The following is a 15,269-nucleotide window of genomic DNA, read 5'->3' on the forward strand; positions in this document are numbered from 1 at the left end:
GTCTCGACCTTAAAGACGCGCGGGCCCGGGCGGCTGATGCATCGGGAGCGGAACTTTCTCGGTGAACATGATCACTGGCTCGCCTCAGCGGAGAGCGGCCTCCAGCCGGACGAAGGCGAACCCGGTCGTCGCCAGTTCCTCACCCGAGGGGCCGGTGGCGGCCGGACGACGTTCGCCGTCGTGCACCACCAGCAGGCCGTGCGGGAACAGCGGGCCCAGCGGCGCGGTGGTGATCGCGGCGCCGTCGGAGTGCTCGACCGAGTCGGTATCGCGGCCGGCGACGATCCGGAATTCGCGCTGCGGGGCGTTGCGGCCGGCGCGGTCGTAGACCACGAAACGCGAGTCGCCCTGGCTCGACGCGAGCAGCTTGCCCGTGCCGGACGGCCCGGCGGCGATCGCCAGGCCCTCGGCGTCCGCGGTCAGCCACTTGCCGCCGAAGCCGGGGTCGGGACCGTCGGCGACGCACTCCTCGGTCGCCTCGTCGAAGCGCTGCGGCGCCCCGAACGAACGCACCTTGTCGATCAGCTCCGGCCGGCCGAAACCGTGGCCGCCCACCGGGATCCGCCAGATGCCGACGTCCTCCTGCGCGGTGTAGAGCACGCGGTGCTCGACGTCGAGCACCGAACCCTCCAGCTGCGGGCCCTCGCCGGGCTCGCCGCACGGCGACCAGGTCTTGCCGTTCGGCAGCCGGAACGACGCGGGCAGGTCGATCGTGCCGAGCGGAGCGGTGCCGACGGTGCCGCCCGCCTTGTCGACAAGGCGCAAAAGCGCCACGCGGGTCTCGTGCCGCCGGGTCACCGCGACCCACCGCGTTCCGGTGCGCGGATCGCGCCCGGCGGTGAGGCCGTACGCCGTCCGCTGATCGTCCACTTCGGACTCCGAGGCGGAGAAGACCGGTGGTGCGGAAGGATCCGTGACATCCACGAGCACGCGCGATCCGGCGGCGGCCCCGGCCGGGTCGATCCGGTAGACCCGTACGCGGTCCCGGCCGCGGTCGCTGACCACCGCGAGATCGCCGACGACGTCGACGTTGTTGAACCGCCCGGGCGCGGCGCCGTCGGCCGGGGCCTTCGGGGCGGGGAGGTGGGTGAGCTGCCGTGCCTTCAGGTCGAAGGCGGCGAGCCCGCCTTCCTTCAGCGCGCCGAGGACGACGCTCCGTCCGGGGTTCTTCGGGTGGACCCAGATCGCGGGGTCGTCGGCGTCGGCGTTCGCCGGGTCCGCGCCCGCGTCGTCGACGAAGGCCCTGGTCTGCGCCACGGGTGCGGGGTCAGGGCTCGCTTCGGCGGGCACACCGGTGAGCAGGGAAGCCGCCAGCAGGGGAAGGGGGAGGAGAGCAGCTATGCGCATCCCGGGGAAGTTAGCCGCGCGGGATGTCCGGACGGTGAACGTCGGCGGTCAGGTAGTACTGCGCGACCGGTGCCAGCATCGCGACGAGTTCGTCTTCCGAGGCGCGGACCAGCGGCGGGAGCTCGATGACATACCGCAGCAACGCGAAGCCGATCATCTGCGCGGCGACCCCGGCCACCCGGACCTTCGGCACGCCGCGCGCCTCGGCGACCCGTGCCAGCACCGCGCGTTCCAGGAACTGCCGCATCATGGTCGCGACCTGCTCGTTGGTGGTCGCGGACCGGATCATCGCCAGGAACGGCGCACGGCCCTCCGGTACCTGCCAGATGCCGAGGAACGCCCGGACGAGACGCTCGCCGATCTCGTCGTCGGGGCCGTCGAGGATGCGCGGGACCAGTTCATCGGGGTTCACCGGCAGGTTCATCGACTCGGCGAAGAGCCGCTGCTTGGTGCCGAAGAAATGGTGCAGCAGCGCGGCGTTGACCCCTGCGTCGGCCGCGATGCCGCGCACGGTCGCCCCGTCGTACCCCTGCTCGGCGAACCTCCGGCGCGCCGCGTCGAGGATCTTCTCCCGGGTCTCGGTCTGTCCCGGCCGTCGCCCCGCCTGTGCCATTCCGCGAGCTTAGAACGCCCTTGACTACGCTTGTGCCCATGTCTGTCGCAGTCAGGGTCATCCCGTGTCTCGACGTCGACGCGGGCCGAGTGGTGAAGGGCGTCAACTTCGCCGACCTGCGCGACGCCGGCGACCCCGTCGAGCTCGCCCGCCTGTATGACGCCGAGGGCGCCGACGAGCTCACGTTCCTCGACGTCACGGCATCCTCCGGGGACCGCGAGACCACTTTCGACGTCGTCCGCCGGACCGCGGAGCAGGTCTTCATCCCGCTCACCGTCGGTGGCGGCGTGCGCACGAACGACGACGTCAACCGGCTGCTGCGCACCGGTGCGGACAAGGTGAGCATCAACACCGCGGCCATCGCCCGGCCGGAGTTCCTGCGTGAGGCGTCCCGCCGGTTCGGCGCGCAGTGCATCGTCCTTTCGGTGGACGCCCGGCGCGTCCCGGAGGGGACCGACCCGACGCCGTCCGGTTTCGAAGTGACCACGCACGGCGGACGCCGCGGCACCGGGATCGACGCCGTCGAATGGGCCGCGCGCGGCGAAGAACTCGGCGTCGGCGAGATCCTGCTCAACTCGATGGACGCCGACGGCACCAAAGCGGGATTCGACCTCGAACTCATCGAAATGGCCCGCAAGGCCGTGCGCGTCCCGGTGATCGCTTCCGGTGGCGCGGGCGCGCTCGAGCATTTCCTGCCCGCCGTCGAGGCCGGCGCGGACGCGGTGCTCGCCGCCAGTGTGTTCCACTTCGGACAGTTGAAGATCGGCGAGGTCAAGGGCGCCCTGCGCGCCGGGGGAGTCGTGGTCCGATGATCCTCGGCAAGTGGAAGGCCACCACCGAGGTCAAGGTCGTCTCGGCGTTGCTGCTCGGGCTCGGGCTCGCCTATGTGGCGATGGCCGGGATCCTCATGTTCGCCCCGTATTCCACCGCGCGGACGTTCCTGCTGCCGGTGACGTCGGTCGTCCTCGGCGGGCTCGTCGTGGCGGGGCTGGTGCTGAAGATGTCGTCGGCGCGGTTCGCCGGTTTCGGCGTCAGCTTCCTGTTCGCGCTGCTGCACGCGCTGTCCATGCTGGCGGCCGAACTCTTCTGGGTGAAGATCTTCTCCGGGGTCCTGTTCGCCGGATACATCTACACCGCGGTCCTGCTGAACTCGATGCCGGTGAAACGGCACCTTTCCGGAGCCACGAATGACGCTTGACCCCGCCTTGTCGGAGCGGTTGAAACGCAATGCCGACGGGCTGATCGCCGCCGTCGTCGTCGAACACTCCACATCGGACGTCCTGATGATGGCGTGGATGAACGACGAGGCGCTGGAACGCACCCTCACCACCCGGCGCGGGACCTACTATTCGCGCAGCCGCAAGGAACTGTGGGCCAAGGGGGAGACCTCGGGGCACGTCCAGCACGTGCGCGAGGTGCGGATCGACTGCGACGGCGATACCGTCCTGCTGCGCGTCGACCAGACCGGCCCGGCCTGTCACACCGGCACGCACACCTGTTTCGACACCGACGAACGGCTGCTGCTGGCCGACGAGAGCGAGCCCCTGTGAACGTCGTCGCCGACATCCTGGTCGGGATCGTCGCCCTGATCCACCTCTACATCGTCGTTCTCGAGATGTTCCTGTGGACCACCCCGCGCGCTCGCGCCGCCTTCGGCACCACCGAGGAGTTCGCGAAGGAGAGCGCGCCGCTAGCGGCGAACCAGGGGCTGTACAACGGTTTCCTGGCCGCGGCGCTGATCTGGGGCCTGATCGCGACCGGCGGCACGGCGTGGCAGTTCAAGATCTTCGGCCTGGCCTGCGTGATCGTCGCCGGTCTCTACGGGACGGCGACGGCGAGCAAGCGGATCTTCTTCGTGCAGGTGGTCCCCGGGACGCTCGCGCTGATCGCGGTCCTGATCGCCGGCTGAGCACCTGCTCACTTGCACGCGCGGCGGGGGCTCTCGGTTGCCCCGGAGCGAGATGGACCTCGTTGTCCGGAAAGGTCGCTGTTCCCGATTAACCTCAGTGCATGAAACCGGGGCGAGGGAAGAGAAGATCGGCCGACCGCGACCGTGCGAGACGGCCTCCCCGCGTCGCCGGGCGTCCTCTGTCGTCAGCGGATGTCGACGCCATCAAAAGCCTTGCCGCGCAGACGGTGCACGATGAAGTGGCCGCCCCGCTGATCGAGAAACTGTCGCACTTCGAGGTACGTGCGCTGGCTTTGTCGGTGTTATGGCTGGCTCTCTTCGTCATCTGTCAGATCGCTATCGACAACCCCGGGCCATCCCTGCTGTTGTTCCTGGGCTTTCCGGTGTGCCTGGGCGCCGCTTGGCTCTGGCGGAGCCGGAACCGCTCCGCCTCGAAAACCGGCCTGCGCGAGGCCACGGCGACGGTGCGGCCCGGGTGGCTGTTCCCCAAGATCGACGTTTTTCTCGATGGCGACTACAAGCTGCTTCAGACGCGACGGTCGCTGAGGATCGCGCCCCGGGTCCGGAAGGTTCCCGTCTTCATCGGCGGTGAGGGAACGGACATGATCGTGATCTTCCCGCGTGGACGGTTCTTCAAGGACACGCTCTACGCGGTGCCCGTCAAGGAGATCGAGCCGGACACGGACTGACTCGTGAGTGGTAAAGACGGTTAGAGCGGACGCTCATTTGTGTACCCACGCCCTGAGCTCTATCAAGGTCGTCTGCGTTTAGTCCTCCGCCTGTACGGCATGTGGTGAGTGGGGAGGATTTGGGCCGCTGGACGGCCAAATCCTCCCCACTCACCAGCGTGGCTCACCGTCATTACCACTCACGAGTCAGTCGATGTTCCCGGTCAGATATCGCTGCACCGTCGGCGAAATCGCGGTCACCAGCGGCTCGATCTCACTCGTCGCCATGGGCTCGAACTTCGCGACGTACCGCACCAGTCCCATGCCGACCAGCTGGGAAGCGCAGAGTGACGTCCGCAGTTCGACGCGGTCCGAGCCCAGTTCGCCGATGATCTTCGTGAAGAAGTTCTGGAAGAAAGTGCGCAACACCAGTGCCGCCTGTTCGTGGCCGGCGACGCTGCGGACCAGCGCCTGGAAGACTTCGCCGCCCGCGCCGTCCCAGCGGGTGAGGAACGTGCGCACGATCCGCCGGCCGAATTCGTCGTCGGGGCCGTCGCGCAGGGTGGCGAGGAGTTCGTGCGGGTCGAACGGGAGCTTCAGGACGGCCTGGGCGAAGAGACCTTCCTTGCTGCCGAACCAGTGGTTGACCATCGCCGCGTCGACCCCGGCGCGGGTCGCGATCGCTCGTACGGTCGCGCCGTCGAAACCGCTTTCGCCGAACACCGCGCGGGCGGCGTCGATCAGGGCGGTGCGGGTGTCCTGCCCGGCGGGCCTTCGCCCCCGCCTGCGCCCGGTAGTGTCGTCAACAGCCATGGCGTCATCATGAACGGACCCGGCGATAAATTCAACAATCCTTGAATTTATCCCCCGGTCCCAGTGCCGCTCGCCCGTTGCAGCACAATGAGCGACATGGTCAGCGCCGCAAACGCCAGCCCGTCGGGGCTCGGCTCGGTCAGCCCTTCGCGTGAGCAGTTCCGCGCGCTCGCCGAGGGCCGTCGCGTCATCCCCGTTGTCCGCCGCGTGCTCGCCGACGGTGAGACCCCCATCGGGGTCTACCGCAAGCTCGCCGCCGACAGGCCGGGCACGTTCCTGTTCGAATCCGCGGAGAACGGCGCTTCGTGGAGCCGATGGTCGTTCATCGGCGTCGACAGCCCCGCCGCGCTGACCGTGCGTGACGGCGAGGCCGTCTGGACCGGCACCCTGCCGGTCGGCCTGCCGACCGAGGGCGACCCGCTCACCGTGCTGCGCGAGACCGTCGCCGCGCTCCACACCGAAGCCCTGCCCGGGATGCCGCCGCTCACCGGCGGGATGGTCGGCTACATCGGCTACGACGCCGTCCGCTGGCTCGAACGGATCCCCGAACTCGCCGAGCGCGACCTCGACATCCCCGAGCTCACCATGCTCCTGGCGACCGATCTCGCGGCCTTCGACCACCACGAGGGCACGGTCACGCTGATCGCGAACGCGGTCAACTGGGACGACTCGCCCGAGCGGGTCGACGCCGCGTACGACGACGCCGTGGCGCGTATCAACGCGATGACCCAGCAGCTGCACGTCGCGGCTCCGGCCACGGCCGCCGTCTTCGACCGCCCCGCGCCCGAGTTCACCCGGCGCCGCTCCAAGCCGGACTTCCACGCTGCGGTCGAGAAGGCCGTCGAGGCGATCAAGGCGGGCGAAGCGTTTCAGGTCGTGCCATCGCAACGGTTCGAGATCGAGACGCAGGCCGACGCGCTGGACGTCTACCGCGTGCTGCGCACCTCCAACCCGAGCCCGTACATGTACCTGTTGCGGCTCGACGGCTTCGACATCGTCGGGTCCAGCCCGGAGTCGCTGGTCACCGTCCGTGACGGCCGCGCGACCACGCATCCGATCGCGGGCACCCGCTGGCGCGGCGCCGACCCGGAGGAGGACGCGCAGCTGGCCAAGGACCTGCTCGCCGACGAGAAGGAGCGCGCCGAGCACCTGATGCTCGTCGACCTCGGCCGCAACGACCTCGGCAAGGTCTGCAAGCCCGGCACCGTGCGTGTCGTCGACTTCTTCGGCGTCGAGCGCTACAGCCACGTCATGCACATCGTCTCCACGGTCACCGGCGAACTCCTCGACGACAAGACGGCCTTCGACGCGGTCACCGCCTGCTTCCCGGCCGGGACGCTCTCGGGCGCGCCGAAGGTCCGCGCGATGCAGCTGATCGAGGAGCTGGAGCCGACCCGCAGGGCGCTCTACGGCGGCGTCGTCGGATATCTCGACTTCGCCGGTGACGCCGACACCGCGATCGCCATCCGCACCGCGCTGATGAAGGACGGCGTCGCCTACGTCCAGGCGGGGGGCGGCGTGGTCGCCGACTCGGTGCCGGAATACGAGGACACCGAGTCGCTCAACAAGGCCCGCACCGTCCTTTCCGCGGTCGCGGCGGCGCAGACGATGATCGCGGCGGACGAACTCGACCTGGCGGGTGACAGCGCTCGTGTCTGAGCCCCCGAAAAGCGAGCCCCCGAAGGCCAAGCGTCCACTGTGGATCGCCGTGGTGGGCCTGCTGCTGGGCGCGGCCGCGTTGTGGGGGTCCTCTCAGCTGGTGTGGTTCGCGGAGTTCCGCGACGGCGGCGTGCGCGGCACGGTGCTGTACACGGAAATCGGTTCACAACGTGCGGTTGCGCTGATTCCGCTCGCGCTGCTGGCGCTGGCGGGCACGGCGGGACTGATCGCCACCGGTGGCTGGCCACGCCGGGTACTCGGGGTGGTACTCGCCGTGGCGGGGGTCGCCGCGGTGTGGATCGGTGTGGCGGGCGGCTCGTTCGCCGGCTTCGCCGACGGGCTGCCCGTCGCCCAGATGCTGAGCGCCCGGGGTCTGACGATCCTCGGGGGAATTCTCGTGGCCGCGGGCGGGTTGGCAGCCATCAAGGGCGCGGGCCGGATGCCACGCCTCGGCGCGAAGTACTCGGCGCCGGCGTCGAAACGGGTCGCGAAGGATCCGGAGACCGAGCTGTGGGAGGCACTGTCCGAGGGTGAAGACCCCACCGCGACCCGGTGACGACCGCGTAATTCGTGGTTTCGGAGATCTTTCCCGGCAAAGATGACACGGTTGGCATTCGGAGTAACGGACATACCCGGAACCAGGCCGTATTAGTGCGGGGGTTAGCATCATTTCGGCGGGAAGGGGAAGGTTTTTGTGAGCGAACTTGCGAAGGAATCCGTGAATACGACAGCGGTGAAGGTGTCGGCGTGAGCGTGCTCGAAGACATCGTCGCCGGCGTTCGCGCCGATCTCGCCGTCCGCGAGGCGGCTCTGCCGTTCGACGAGGTGAAGAAGCGTGCGACCCAGGTCGCACCTCCCCGTGATGTGCTCGCGGCACTGCGTGAGTCCGGTATCGGCGTCATCGCCGAGGTGAAGCGCCGCAGCCCCTCCAAGGGCGATCTGGCCGACATCCCGGACCCGGCCGCGCTGGCGAAGGACTACGCCGACGGCGGCGCCCGGGTGATCAGCGTGCTGACCGAAGAGCGGCGGTTCGGCGGTTCGCTCGCCGACCTCGACGCGGTCCGCGCGGCGGTCGACATCCCCGTGCTGCGCAAGGACTTCATCGTCAGCCCGTACCAGGTGCACGAGGCCAGGCTGCACGGCGCGGACATGGTCCTGCTGATCGTGGCGGCGCTTGAGAAGAACGCCCTGATCGCGCTGCTGGACCGGGTCGAATCCCTCGGGATGACGGCGCTGGTCGAGATCCACAACGCCGAGGAGGCCGACACGGCCCTCGAAGCCGGCGCGAAGGTGATCGGCGTCAACGCCCGCAATCTGCACACCCTCGAGGTCGACAGGGACGTCTTCTCGCGGCTGGCTCCCGGCCTGCCGATGGACGTCTTCAAGATCGCCGAGTCCGGTGTCCGCGGTCCCGGTGACCTGATGTCCTACGCCGGGCACGGTGCCGACGCTGTCCTGGTGGGCGAAGGGCTCGTCGCTTCCGGTGACCCGAAGGGCGCCCTGGTCAAGCTCGTGACCGCCGGTTCGCACCCTGCCTGCCCGAGGCCTTCTCGATGACCACTGAGTACACCGAGGAACCGCACGGCAAGCACGACCCGGACGAGCGGGGCTACTACGGCCCGTACGGCGGACGGTTCATGCCGGAGGCCCTGATCGGGGTCGTCGACGAGGTCGCGGCCGAGTACGAGAAGGCCAGGACCGACCCGGAGTTCGTCAACGAGTTCCGCCGCCTGCTGCGCGACTACGCCGGACGCCCGTCGCTGCTCACCGAGGCCAAGCGCTTCGGCGAGCACGCCGGCGGCGCCCGGATCTTCCTCAAGCGCGAGGACCTGAACCACACCGGCTCGCACAAGATCAACAACGTGCTGGGCCAGGCGTTGCTCACCAAGCGGATGGGCAAGAAGCGGGTCATCGCCGAGACCGGGGCCGGGCAGCATGGGGTGGCCACCGCCACCGCCTGTGCGCTGCTGGACCTGGAATGCATCGTCTACATGGGCGAGGTCGACACCGAGCGGCAGGCGCTGAACGTGGCGCGCATGAAGCTTCTCGGCGCCGAGGTCATCCCGGTGAAGACCGGTTCGCGCACGCTCAAGGACGCGATCAACGAGGCGCTGCGTGACTGGGTCACCAACGCCGACACCACGCACTACCTGTTCGGCACCGCGGCGGGCCCGTACCCGTTCCCGATGATGGTGCGGAACTTCCACAAGATCATCGGCGAAGAGGCCCGCGCGCAGATCCTCGAGCAGGCCGGGCGCCTGCCGGACGCCGTCACGGCCTGTGTCGGCGGCGGGTCGAACGCGATCGGGATCTTCCACGGCTTCATCGACGACCCGACGGTCCGTCTCGTCGGCTTCGAGCCGGGCGGCGAGGGCGTCGAGGGCAACCGCCACGGTGCCACGCTGACCAAGGGCAGCCCGGGCAACCTGCACGGCGCGATGACCTACCTGCTGCAGGACGAGGACGGCCAGACCGTCGAGTCGCACTCGATCTCGGCCGGTCTGGACTACCCGGGCGTCGGTCCCGAGCACTCGTGGCTCAAGGACAGCGGCCGGGCCGAGTACCGGCCGGTGACCGACGCCGAGGCGATGGACGCGTTCAAGCTGCTGTCGCGGACCGAGGGCATCATCCCGGCGATCGAGTCGGCGCACGCGCTGGCCGGCACGCTGGTGCTCGGGCGTGAACTGGGCCCCGAGGGCCTCATCGTGGTGAACCTGTCCGGTCGTGGCGACAAGGACATGGACACCGCCGCGAAGTACTTCGGCTTGGTGGAGAACGCATGAGCGGCCTTGATGACGTCTTCGCGAAGACTCGTGCGGAGGGCCGCGGCGCCCTGATCGGGTACCTGCCCGCCGGTTTCCCCACGGTCGACGGGTCGAAGGACCTGCTGGCCGCGGTGATCGACGGCGGCGCCGACCTGGTCGAGGTGGGCGTGCCCTACTCGGACCCGGTGATGGACGGCCCGACCATCCAGGCCGCGTCGGTGAGCGCCCTCTCCGGCGGCTTCCGGCTCAAGAACCTGTTCGAGGTCGTCGAGTCGGTGTCGTCGCGCGGCGGCAAGGCCGTCGTGATGACCTACTGGAACCCGGTGCACCGCTACGGCGTCGACCGCTTCGCGCGGGACCTCGCCGCCGCGGGCGGGCTCGGCATGATCACCCCGGACCTGATCCCGGACGAGGCCGACGAGTGGATGGCGGCGTCCGAGCAGCATGGTCTGGACCGGATCTTTCTGGTCGCGCCGTCCTCTTCGGAGGAGCGCATCGCGAAGACCGTCGAGGCTTCCTCCGGTTTCGTCTACGCCACCGCGGTGATGGGCGTGACCGGTGCCCGTGACGCGGTCGGCGTGCACGCCGAGGACCTGGTCCGGCGAACCCGCGCGCATACGGAGCTGCCGATCGGTGTCGGCCTCGGTGTCCGTTCCGGCGAGCAGGCGGCCCAGGTCGCCGGTTTCGCCGACGGTGTCATCGTCGGCTCGGCCCTGGTGACAGCCGCGGCGAGCGGACTGGACGCGGTTCGCGCGCTGTCGGCCGAACTGTCCGAGGGTGTGCGAAAGACCGTCGCCCCCGCTTGATCTGACGTGAGCCGAAGGGGCCCTTCACCGCATCGCATGCGGCGAAGGGCCCCTTTGCTGCGTCTGACGCGGGGAAAGCCCCCGTTCCGGTCTTAGGGTGGGGCCCACTCTGGCGAGCACCGAGGAAGGGGCATCCGATGCCGGGACACGGAATCCTGCCGTTCGTGGCCGAAACGCGGCTGGTGGACCACCACTGCCACGGTGTCGTCACCGGCGACCTCGGCCGGATCGAGTTCGAGCAGATGCTCACCGAGGCCGACACCGTCTCGCCGCTGGGCACGACCCTGTTCGACTCGCTGATCGGGCTCGCGGTCCGGGCCCGCTGCGCGCCGGTGCTCGGCCTGTACCCGCACACCCCGGCCGAGGTCTATCTGGCCCGCCGGGCCGAACTGGGCGCCACCGAGGTCAACCGGCGGTTCCTTCGCGCCACCGGGACGGTCGAGTTCCTGCTCGACGGCGGGTTCCTGCCGGTCGCCCTGACCACGACCGGGGAGTTCGCGTCGTTGTCCGGTGCGCGGGTACGGGACATCGTCCGGCTGGAGCAGGTCGCCGAGTCGGTCGTCCGGTCGGCGACAGCCGCCGGGTTCGCCTCGGCGTTCGCCGAGGAACTGGCGAAACGCGCGACGACCGCGGTGGGTTTCAAGTCCATCGCGGCCTACCGGGTCGGCCTGGACCTGGCGGGGGAGCGGCCTTCGGAGGGCGAGGTCGCCGAGGCCGCGGGTCGCTGGCTCGCCCGGATCGAAGCCGGTGAACCGGTCCGGCTCGCGGACGAGGTCCTGCACCGGTTCCTGATCTGGACCGGCATCGATCTCGCCCTGCCGATCCAGTTCCACGTCGGCTACGGCGATTCCGACGTCGATCTGCACCGCTGCGATCCGTTGCTGCTCACCGGGCTGCTGCGGGCGACGCGGTCGCGAGGTGTGCCGATCCTGCTGCTGCACAACTATCCCTTTCACCGGAACGCCGCGTACCTGGCGCAGGTCTTCGAGCACGTGTTCGTCGACGTGGGTTTGGCGACGCACAACGCCGGTCACCGTGCGCCCGCGATCATCGCGGAGACAATGGAGATCGCGCCGTTCGGAAAACTGCTGTTCTCCACCGACGCGTTCGGGCTGGCCGAGCTGTACCACCTCGGCACCGGGCTGTTCCGGCAAGGGCTGTCGGACTTCCTGCGCGCCGGGCTCGCCGCCGACGTACTGTCCGAAGTGGACGCACGGCGGATCGTGGCCTTGGTCGGGCACCGGAACGCCGAAAGGGTGTACGGGCTGGAGGGGTCATGACGGGACTGAACGAACTGCAGGACCGGTGGGAGGCCGCCGTCCAGGAGGAGCTGCCGGCCGCGGCGGGACTGCGGCACCGGGTCCACGCCGATCCCCGGGCATCGGGCGACGAAGAGGACACCGCGCGGGCCGCCATCGAGGCCCTCGGTGCCGGCGACGGCGTCCGCGTCGCCAAGACCGGCCGCGCGGTGCTGTTCCCGGGCACCGGACCGGGTCCGGCCGTGGTGCTCCGCGCCGAACTGGACGCACTGCCGGTCACCGAACGGACCGGGATGCCGTGGGCTTCGGAGACGTCGCTGATGCACGCCTGCGGGCACGACGTCCACCTGGCCGCGCTGGTCGCCGCTTGCCGCGCGTCGGCCGTCATCGGCGTCCCGCGTCCGATCCTCGCCGTCCTGCAGCCGCGCGAGGAGACGTCGCCTTCGGGCGCGCTCGACATCGTGGAGTCCGGCGTGCTCGCCGAGTACGGCGTGGACGCGGTCATCGGCGCGCATGTCCAGCCGCGGCTCGCCGCCGGAGTGGTCTCCGCGGTGCCTGGACCGGTCAACGCCTCCACCGACGAGTTCGACGTGATCGTGCACGGCCAGGGCGGGCACGCCGGCTACCCGCACCTGCTGCGCGACCCGATCCTCGCGCTGAGCCAGATCGTGGTCACCTTGCAGCAGCTCGCGAGCCGCCGGGTGGACCCGGTGTTCGGCGCGGTCTGTTCCGTCGGCCGGATCGAAGCGGGGACGACGGCGAACGTCGTGCCGAACGAAGCCCGGCTTTCGGGTTCGCTGCGGCTGATGCGCGTCGAAGACCGCGACCTCGCGCTCGAAGGGCTCGCCGCGATCGTTCACGGCACCGCGAAGGCGCACGGCTGCCGGGCGGAACTGCAGATCAGTCCCTGCGAGCCGGTCCTGCACAACGACGCCGGGCTGGCCCAGCGCGCGTACCGGCGGCTCCTCCGCTCCGGGGCGCGCGTCGACACCGATTTCCGGTCGTTCGGCGCGGACGATTTCGCGCACTACTGCGGGGTGACGCGGGGGCTGATGATGTTCGTCGGCCTCGGTGACACCGCGGGCGCGCCGAGCCTGCACGACGAGCGTTTCCTGCCGCCGGACACCGCCATCGGGCAGGTCGCGTCCGCGCTCATCGCGGGCTATCTGGCCGCCGTCGAGGCCTGACGCTCCCAAGCCGTGGAAGAGGCGCTACGGTGACCTCCGTGAATACCGCCTCGGCAGCGTTCCTCGCGACCATCCCGAGCCCTGATCAGGGCGTCTGGCATATCGGACCGATCCCGCTCCGCGCCTACGCCCTGTGCATCATCGCCGGCATCATCGTGGCGATCTGGCTGGGCGAGCGCCGCTGGGTCGCCCGCGGCGGCACGAAGGGGGCGGCCATCGACGTCGCCGTCTTCGCGGTGCCGTTCGGCCTGGTCGGCGGGCGGCTCTACCACGTCATCACCGACAACCAGCTGTACTTCGGCGAGGGCAAGAACCCGCTGAACGCGCTGAAGGTCTGGGACGGCGGGCTCGGCATCTGGGGCGCGATCGCGCTCGGTGCCGTCGGCGCGCTGATCGCCTGCCGCCGCAAGGGCATCCCGCTGCCCGCGATGGCGGACGCGCTCGCGCCCGGCATCGTGATCGCGCAGGCCATCGGCCGGGTGGGCAACTACTTCAACCAGGAGCTCTACGGCGCGCACACCGACCTGCCGTGGGGCCTGGAGATCTACCAGCGCTACAACCCGACCAACCCGGACGACTTCCTGAACGGCATCGCGATCGGGCACGTCCCGCTGCCGGACAGCCCGGTGCACCCGACGTTCCTCTACGAACTGCTGTGGAACCTCGGTGTCGCGCTGCTGGTCATCTGGGCGGACAAGAAGTTCCGTCTCGGCCACGGCCGCGTGTTCGCGCTCTACGTGGCGGGCTACACCGCCGGCCGGTTCTGGATCGAGATGATGCGGACCGACACCGCGAACCACATCCTCGGCCTGCGGGTCAACGTGTGGACCTCGATCCTGCTGTTCGTCGCGGCGATCGCCTACTTCGTGCTGGCCGCCAAACGCGGGCCGCGGGAAGCGCCGGAAACGCTGTGGAGCAAGGACGTCCCACGCGAGGACGAGGCCGCTTCGGAGACTTCCGACAGCTCTGCCTCCTCCGACAGCTCCGACGAACCGAAGGTCGAGGAACACGCCGAGGTCGCCACCGCTCCGGACACGGTCCGGGACTCGGCCGCCGACAAGGCCACCGAGGACCCGAAGCCGGACGCCGAAAAGTAGTCCTCAACGCGCTATGAACGAGTCTTTCCTTGCAAATTTGGCAAGGAAAGACTCGTTCATAGCATCGGGACCGGCCTCAAGGAGCGACCAGACCTCGTCCGGTCACCAGAGGCAGGTCCAGCGCGGTCAGCAGCCCGGGCGGCGCCGCGACCACCGCCGGGATCGCGTTGACCAGCCGCATCGCGGTCGCTTTCAGCCCGGCCGTGTTGTGGTCGCCGTCGGAGCCGAGCAGCCGCAGGTCCAGCACGTACTCGGGCTCACCGGTCACCTGCACCCGGTAGCAGCCCTGCCCGGACGGCTGCGGCCATTCCGGGCCGAGGTCGGGCCGCAGCCGCGTGATGTGCTCCAGCACGCACACGGCCCGTCCGCCGCGCATTCCGCGCACCTCGAACCGCAGCGCCGCCGCAGTGCCCTCCTTGATCGTGCCCGAAGCGATCTCGAACGTCTCCGGCGCCGGAAGCCGTTCGTAGCTCTCCTCGACGGCGTCGAGTTCGACGTCCAGCCCGGCCGCCAGCTGCCGCACGACGCTGCCCCAGGCCAGCGACAGCACGCCGGGCTGCAGCAGTAGCGGGAGATCGTCCATCTCCCGCCCGAAACCCATGATGTCGAAGAGCACCTTGCCGTTGTTGTACGTCGAGTAGTCAAGGATCTCCAGGCAGCGCACCTCGTCGATCCGTTCGCAGACGCCGGTGAGCACCAGCGGCAGCCAGTCGTTGGCGAAACCCGGGTCGACGCCGTTGACCCACAGCGACGCACCACCTTCGCGGGCGGCCTCGCGGATCGGCTCGATCATGTCCGGCGGGACGACGCCTTCGGGGTACTGAAGGAACACCGGGCTGCTGGACACCACGTTGATCCCCGCGCGCAGGAACCGCTTCAGATCTTCGACGGCTTCGAGGAGCCTGTCGTCGGCCATCGCCGTGTAGACGACGCAGTCCGGTTTCAGCGCGATGAGCGCGTCCGCGTCCGTGGTGGCGGTGACGCCGAGCTTCCGCCCGAGCCCGGCCAGTTCCCCGGCGTCCACTCCGGCCTTCGTCTCACTCGAAACCCAGACCCCGGCGAGTTCGAGGTCTGACCGGGCGGTGATGCCGGCGAGGGTGTGCCTGCCGACGTTCCCGGTGCTCCACTGGACCACGCGCAACGCGT

Annotated in this window: 17 protein-coding genes; 13 read left to right on the forward strand and 4 right to left on the reverse strand. The window is 69.6% G+C overall.

The features are described from left to right. Positions 1 to 84 precede the first annotated feature (84 nt). The gene (locus tag ACLJRL_RS35510; RefSeq protein ID WP_410660742.1) at positions 85 to 1,347 is read right to left on the reverse strand and encodes a phytase; all 1,263 of its coding nucleotides are present in this window, start codon (positions 1,345 to 1,347) and stop codon (positions 85 to 87) included. A gap of 10 nt (positions 1,348 to 1,357) precedes the next feature. Beyond that, positions 1,358 to 1,960, reverse strand: coding sequence for a TetR family transcriptional regulator (locus ACLJRL_RS35515; RefSeq protein WP_410660743.1), 603 nt, complete (start codon positions 1,958 to 1,960; stop codon positions 1,358 to 1,360). A 38-nt stretch (positions 1,961 to 1,998) separates the two neighbouring features. Between ACLJRL_RS35515 and hisF the strand changes: the two genes are divergently transcribed. The 5 genes from hisF (at position 1,999) to ACLJRL_RS35540 (ending at position 4,558) form a co-directional block, all read left to right on the forward strand. Continuing rightward, the gene (hisF, locus tag ACLJRL_RS35520; RefSeq protein ID WP_410660744.1) at positions 1,999 to 2,772 is read left to right on the forward strand and encodes an imidazole glycerol phosphate synthase subunit HisF; all 774 of its coding nucleotides are present in this window, start codon (positions 1,999 to 2,001) and stop codon (positions 2,770 to 2,772) included. Beyond that, positions 2,769 to 3,158, forward strand: coding sequence for a hypothetical protein (locus ACLJRL_RS35525; RefSeq protein WP_410660745.1), 390 nt, complete (start codon positions 2,769 to 2,771; stop codon positions 3,156 to 3,158). Before hisF ends, ACLJRL_RS35525 begins: the two co-directional genes overlap by 4 nt. Then, entirely contained in the window at positions 3,148 to 3,510 is a 363-nt protein-coding gene (gene hisI, locus ACLJRL_RS35530) for a phosphoribosyl-AMP cyclohydrolase (protein WP_410660746.1), read from the forward strand. The genes ACLJRL_RS35525 and hisI overlap by 11 nt, the downstream gene beginning before the upstream one ends. After that, positions 3,507 to 3,869 carry a DUF1304 domain-containing protein gene (locus ACLJRL_RS35535; protein WP_410660747.1) on the forward strand — a complete coding sequence of 121 codons (363 nt, stop codon included), beginning with the start codon at positions 3,507 to 3,509 and terminating at the stop codon, positions 3,867 to 3,869. The genes hisI and ACLJRL_RS35535 overlap by 4 nt, the downstream gene beginning before the upstream one ends. 101 nt (positions 3,870 to 3,970) lie before the next feature. Continuing rightward, positions 3,971 to 4,558, forward strand: a complete 588-nt coding sequence (locus ACLJRL_RS35540; RefSeq protein WP_410660748.1) for a hypothetical protein — start codon at positions 3,971 to 3,973, stop codon at positions 4,556 to 4,558. A 186-nt stretch (positions 4,559 to 4,744) separates the two neighbouring features. On the opposite strand, the gene ACLJRL_RS35545 is transcribed toward ACLJRL_RS35540, so the two are convergent. After that, positions 4,745 to 5,350 (reverse strand): TetR family transcriptional regulator, encoded by a 606-nt coding sequence (locus ACLJRL_RS35545; RefSeq protein WP_410660749.1) that lies wholly within the window; start codon positions 5,348 to 5,350, stop codon positions 4,745 to 4,747. Between the two features lie 96 nt (positions 5,351 to 5,446). Between ACLJRL_RS35545 and ACLJRL_RS35550 the strand changes: the two genes are divergently transcribed. From ACLJRL_RS35550 to lgt, 8 genes are all read left to right on the forward strand, one after another. Beyond that, a complete protein-coding gene (locus ACLJRL_RS35550; protein ID WP_410660750.1) occupies positions 5,447 to 7,009 on the forward strand; it encodes an anthranilate synthase component I in 1,563 nt (520 codons plus the stop codon). Positions 7,010 to 7,052: 43 nt separating this feature from the next. Further along, the gene (locus tag ACLJRL_RS35555) at positions 7,053 to 7,565 is read left to right on the forward strand and encodes a Trp biosynthesis-associated membrane protein (RefSeq protein WP_410660799.1); all 513 of its coding nucleotides are present in this window, start codon (positions 7,053 to 7,055) and stop codon (positions 7,563 to 7,565) included. Between the two features lie 191 nt (positions 7,566 to 7,756). Continuing rightward, entirely contained in the window at positions 7,757 to 8,566 is an 810-nt protein-coding gene (gene trpC, locus ACLJRL_RS35560) for an indole-3-glycerol phosphate synthase TrpC (RefSeq protein ID WP_410660751.1), read from the forward strand. Then, complete coding sequence (gene trpB / locus ACLJRL_RS35565) at positions 8,563 to 9,792, forward strand: tryptophan synthase subunit beta (RefSeq protein WP_410660752.1); 1,230 nt, start codon at positions 8,563 to 8,565, stop codon at positions 9,790 to 9,792. The genes trpC and trpB overlap by 4 nt, the downstream gene beginning before the upstream one ends. Then, positions 9,789 to 10,580: a tryptophan synthase subunit alpha gene (gene trpA / locus ACLJRL_RS35570; protein WP_410660753.1), complete on the forward strand. Its 792-nt coding sequence runs from the start codon at positions 9,789 to 9,791 to the stop codon at positions 10,578 to 10,580. The genes trpB and trpA overlap by 4 nt, the downstream gene beginning before the upstream one ends. A gap of 137 nt (positions 10,581 to 10,717) precedes the next feature. Continuing rightward, a complete protein-coding gene (locus ACLJRL_RS35575) occupies positions 10,718 to 11,860 on the forward strand; it encodes an amidohydrolase family protein (protein WP_410660754.1) in 1,143 nt (380 codons plus the stop codon). Continuing rightward, the gene (locus ACLJRL_RS35580) at positions 11,857 to 13,026 is read left to right on the forward strand and encodes a M20 metallopeptidase family protein (protein ID WP_410660755.1); all 1,170 of its coding nucleotides are present in this window, start codon (positions 11,857 to 11,859) and stop codon (positions 13,024 to 13,026) included. Before ACLJRL_RS35575 ends, ACLJRL_RS35580 begins: the two co-directional genes overlap by 4 nt. A gap of 29 nt (positions 13,027 to 13,055) precedes the next feature. Then, complete coding sequence (lgt, locus tag ACLJRL_RS35585) at positions 13,056 to 14,123, forward strand: prolipoprotein diacylglyceryl transferase (RefSeq protein WP_410660756.1); 1,068 nt, start codon at positions 13,056 to 13,058, stop codon at positions 14,121 to 14,123. A gap of 76 nt (positions 14,124 to 14,199) precedes the next feature. Here lgt and ACLJRL_RS35590 read toward each other — a convergent pair whose 3' ends face one another. After that, positions 14,200 to 15,264 carry a diacylglycerol kinase gene (locus ACLJRL_RS35590; protein WP_410660757.1) on the reverse strand — a complete coding sequence of 355 codons (1,065 nt, stop codon included), beginning with the start codon at positions 15,262 to 15,264 and terminating at the stop codon, positions 14,200 to 14,202. Positions 15,265 to 15,269 lie beyond the last annotated feature (5 nt).

This window comes from Amycolatopsis sp. lyj-112, assembly GCF_046549055.1.
Taxonomy (GTDB): Bacteria; Actinomycetota; Actinomycetes; order Mycobacteriales; family Pseudonocardiaceae; genus Amycolatopsis.

Bases quoted from the DNA above. Each gene is read 5' to 3' on its own strand.
- ACLJRL_RS35545 (WP_410660749.1), bottom strand. From the start codon at position 5,350: ATGGCTGTTGACGACACTACCGGGCGCAGGCGGGGGCGAAGGCCCGCC.
- ACLJRL_RS35550 (WP_410660750.1), top strand. From the start codon at position 5,447: ATGGTCAGCGCCGCAAACGCCAGCCCGTCGGGGCTCGGCTCGGTCAGC.
- ACLJRL_RS35580 (WP_410660755.1), top strand. From the start codon at position 11,857: ATGACGGGACTGAACGAACTGCAGGACCGGTGGGAGGCCGCCGTCCAG.
- ACLJRL_RS35575 (WP_410660754.1), top strand. From the start codon at position 10,718: ATGCCGGGACACGGAATCCTGCCGTTCGTGGCCGAAACGCGGCTGGTG.
- hisF (WP_410660744.1), top strand. From the start codon at position 1,999: ATGTCTGTCGCAGTCAGGGTCATCCCGTGTCTCGACGTCGACGCGGGC.
- trpB (WP_410660752.1), top strand. From the start codon at position 8,563: ATGACCACTGAGTACACCGAGGAACCGCACGGCAAGCACGACCCGGAC.
- hisI (WP_410660746.1), top strand. From the start codon at position 3,148: ATGACGCTTGACCCCGCCTTGTCGGAGCGGTTGAAACGCAATGCCGAC.
- trpA (WP_410660753.1), top strand. From the start codon at position 9,789: ATGAGCGGCCTTGATGACGTCTTCGCGAAGACTCGTGCGGAGGGCCGC.
- ACLJRL_RS35515 (WP_410660743.1), bottom strand. From the start codon at position 1,960: ATGGCACAGGCGGGGCGACGGCCGGGACAGACCGAGACCCGGGAGAAG.
- ACLJRL_RS35540 (WP_410660748.1), top strand. From the start codon at position 3,971: ATGAAACCGGGGCGAGGGAAGAGAAGATCGGCCGACCGCGACCGTGCG.
- ACLJRL_RS35525 (WP_410660745.1), top strand. From the start codon at position 2,769: ATGATCCTCGGCAAGTGGAAGGCCACCACCGAGGTCAAGGTCGTCTCG.
- ACLJRL_RS35510 (WP_410660742.1), bottom strand. From the start codon at position 1,347: ATGCGCATAGCTGCTCTCCTCCCCCTTCCCCTGCTGGCGGCTTCCCTG.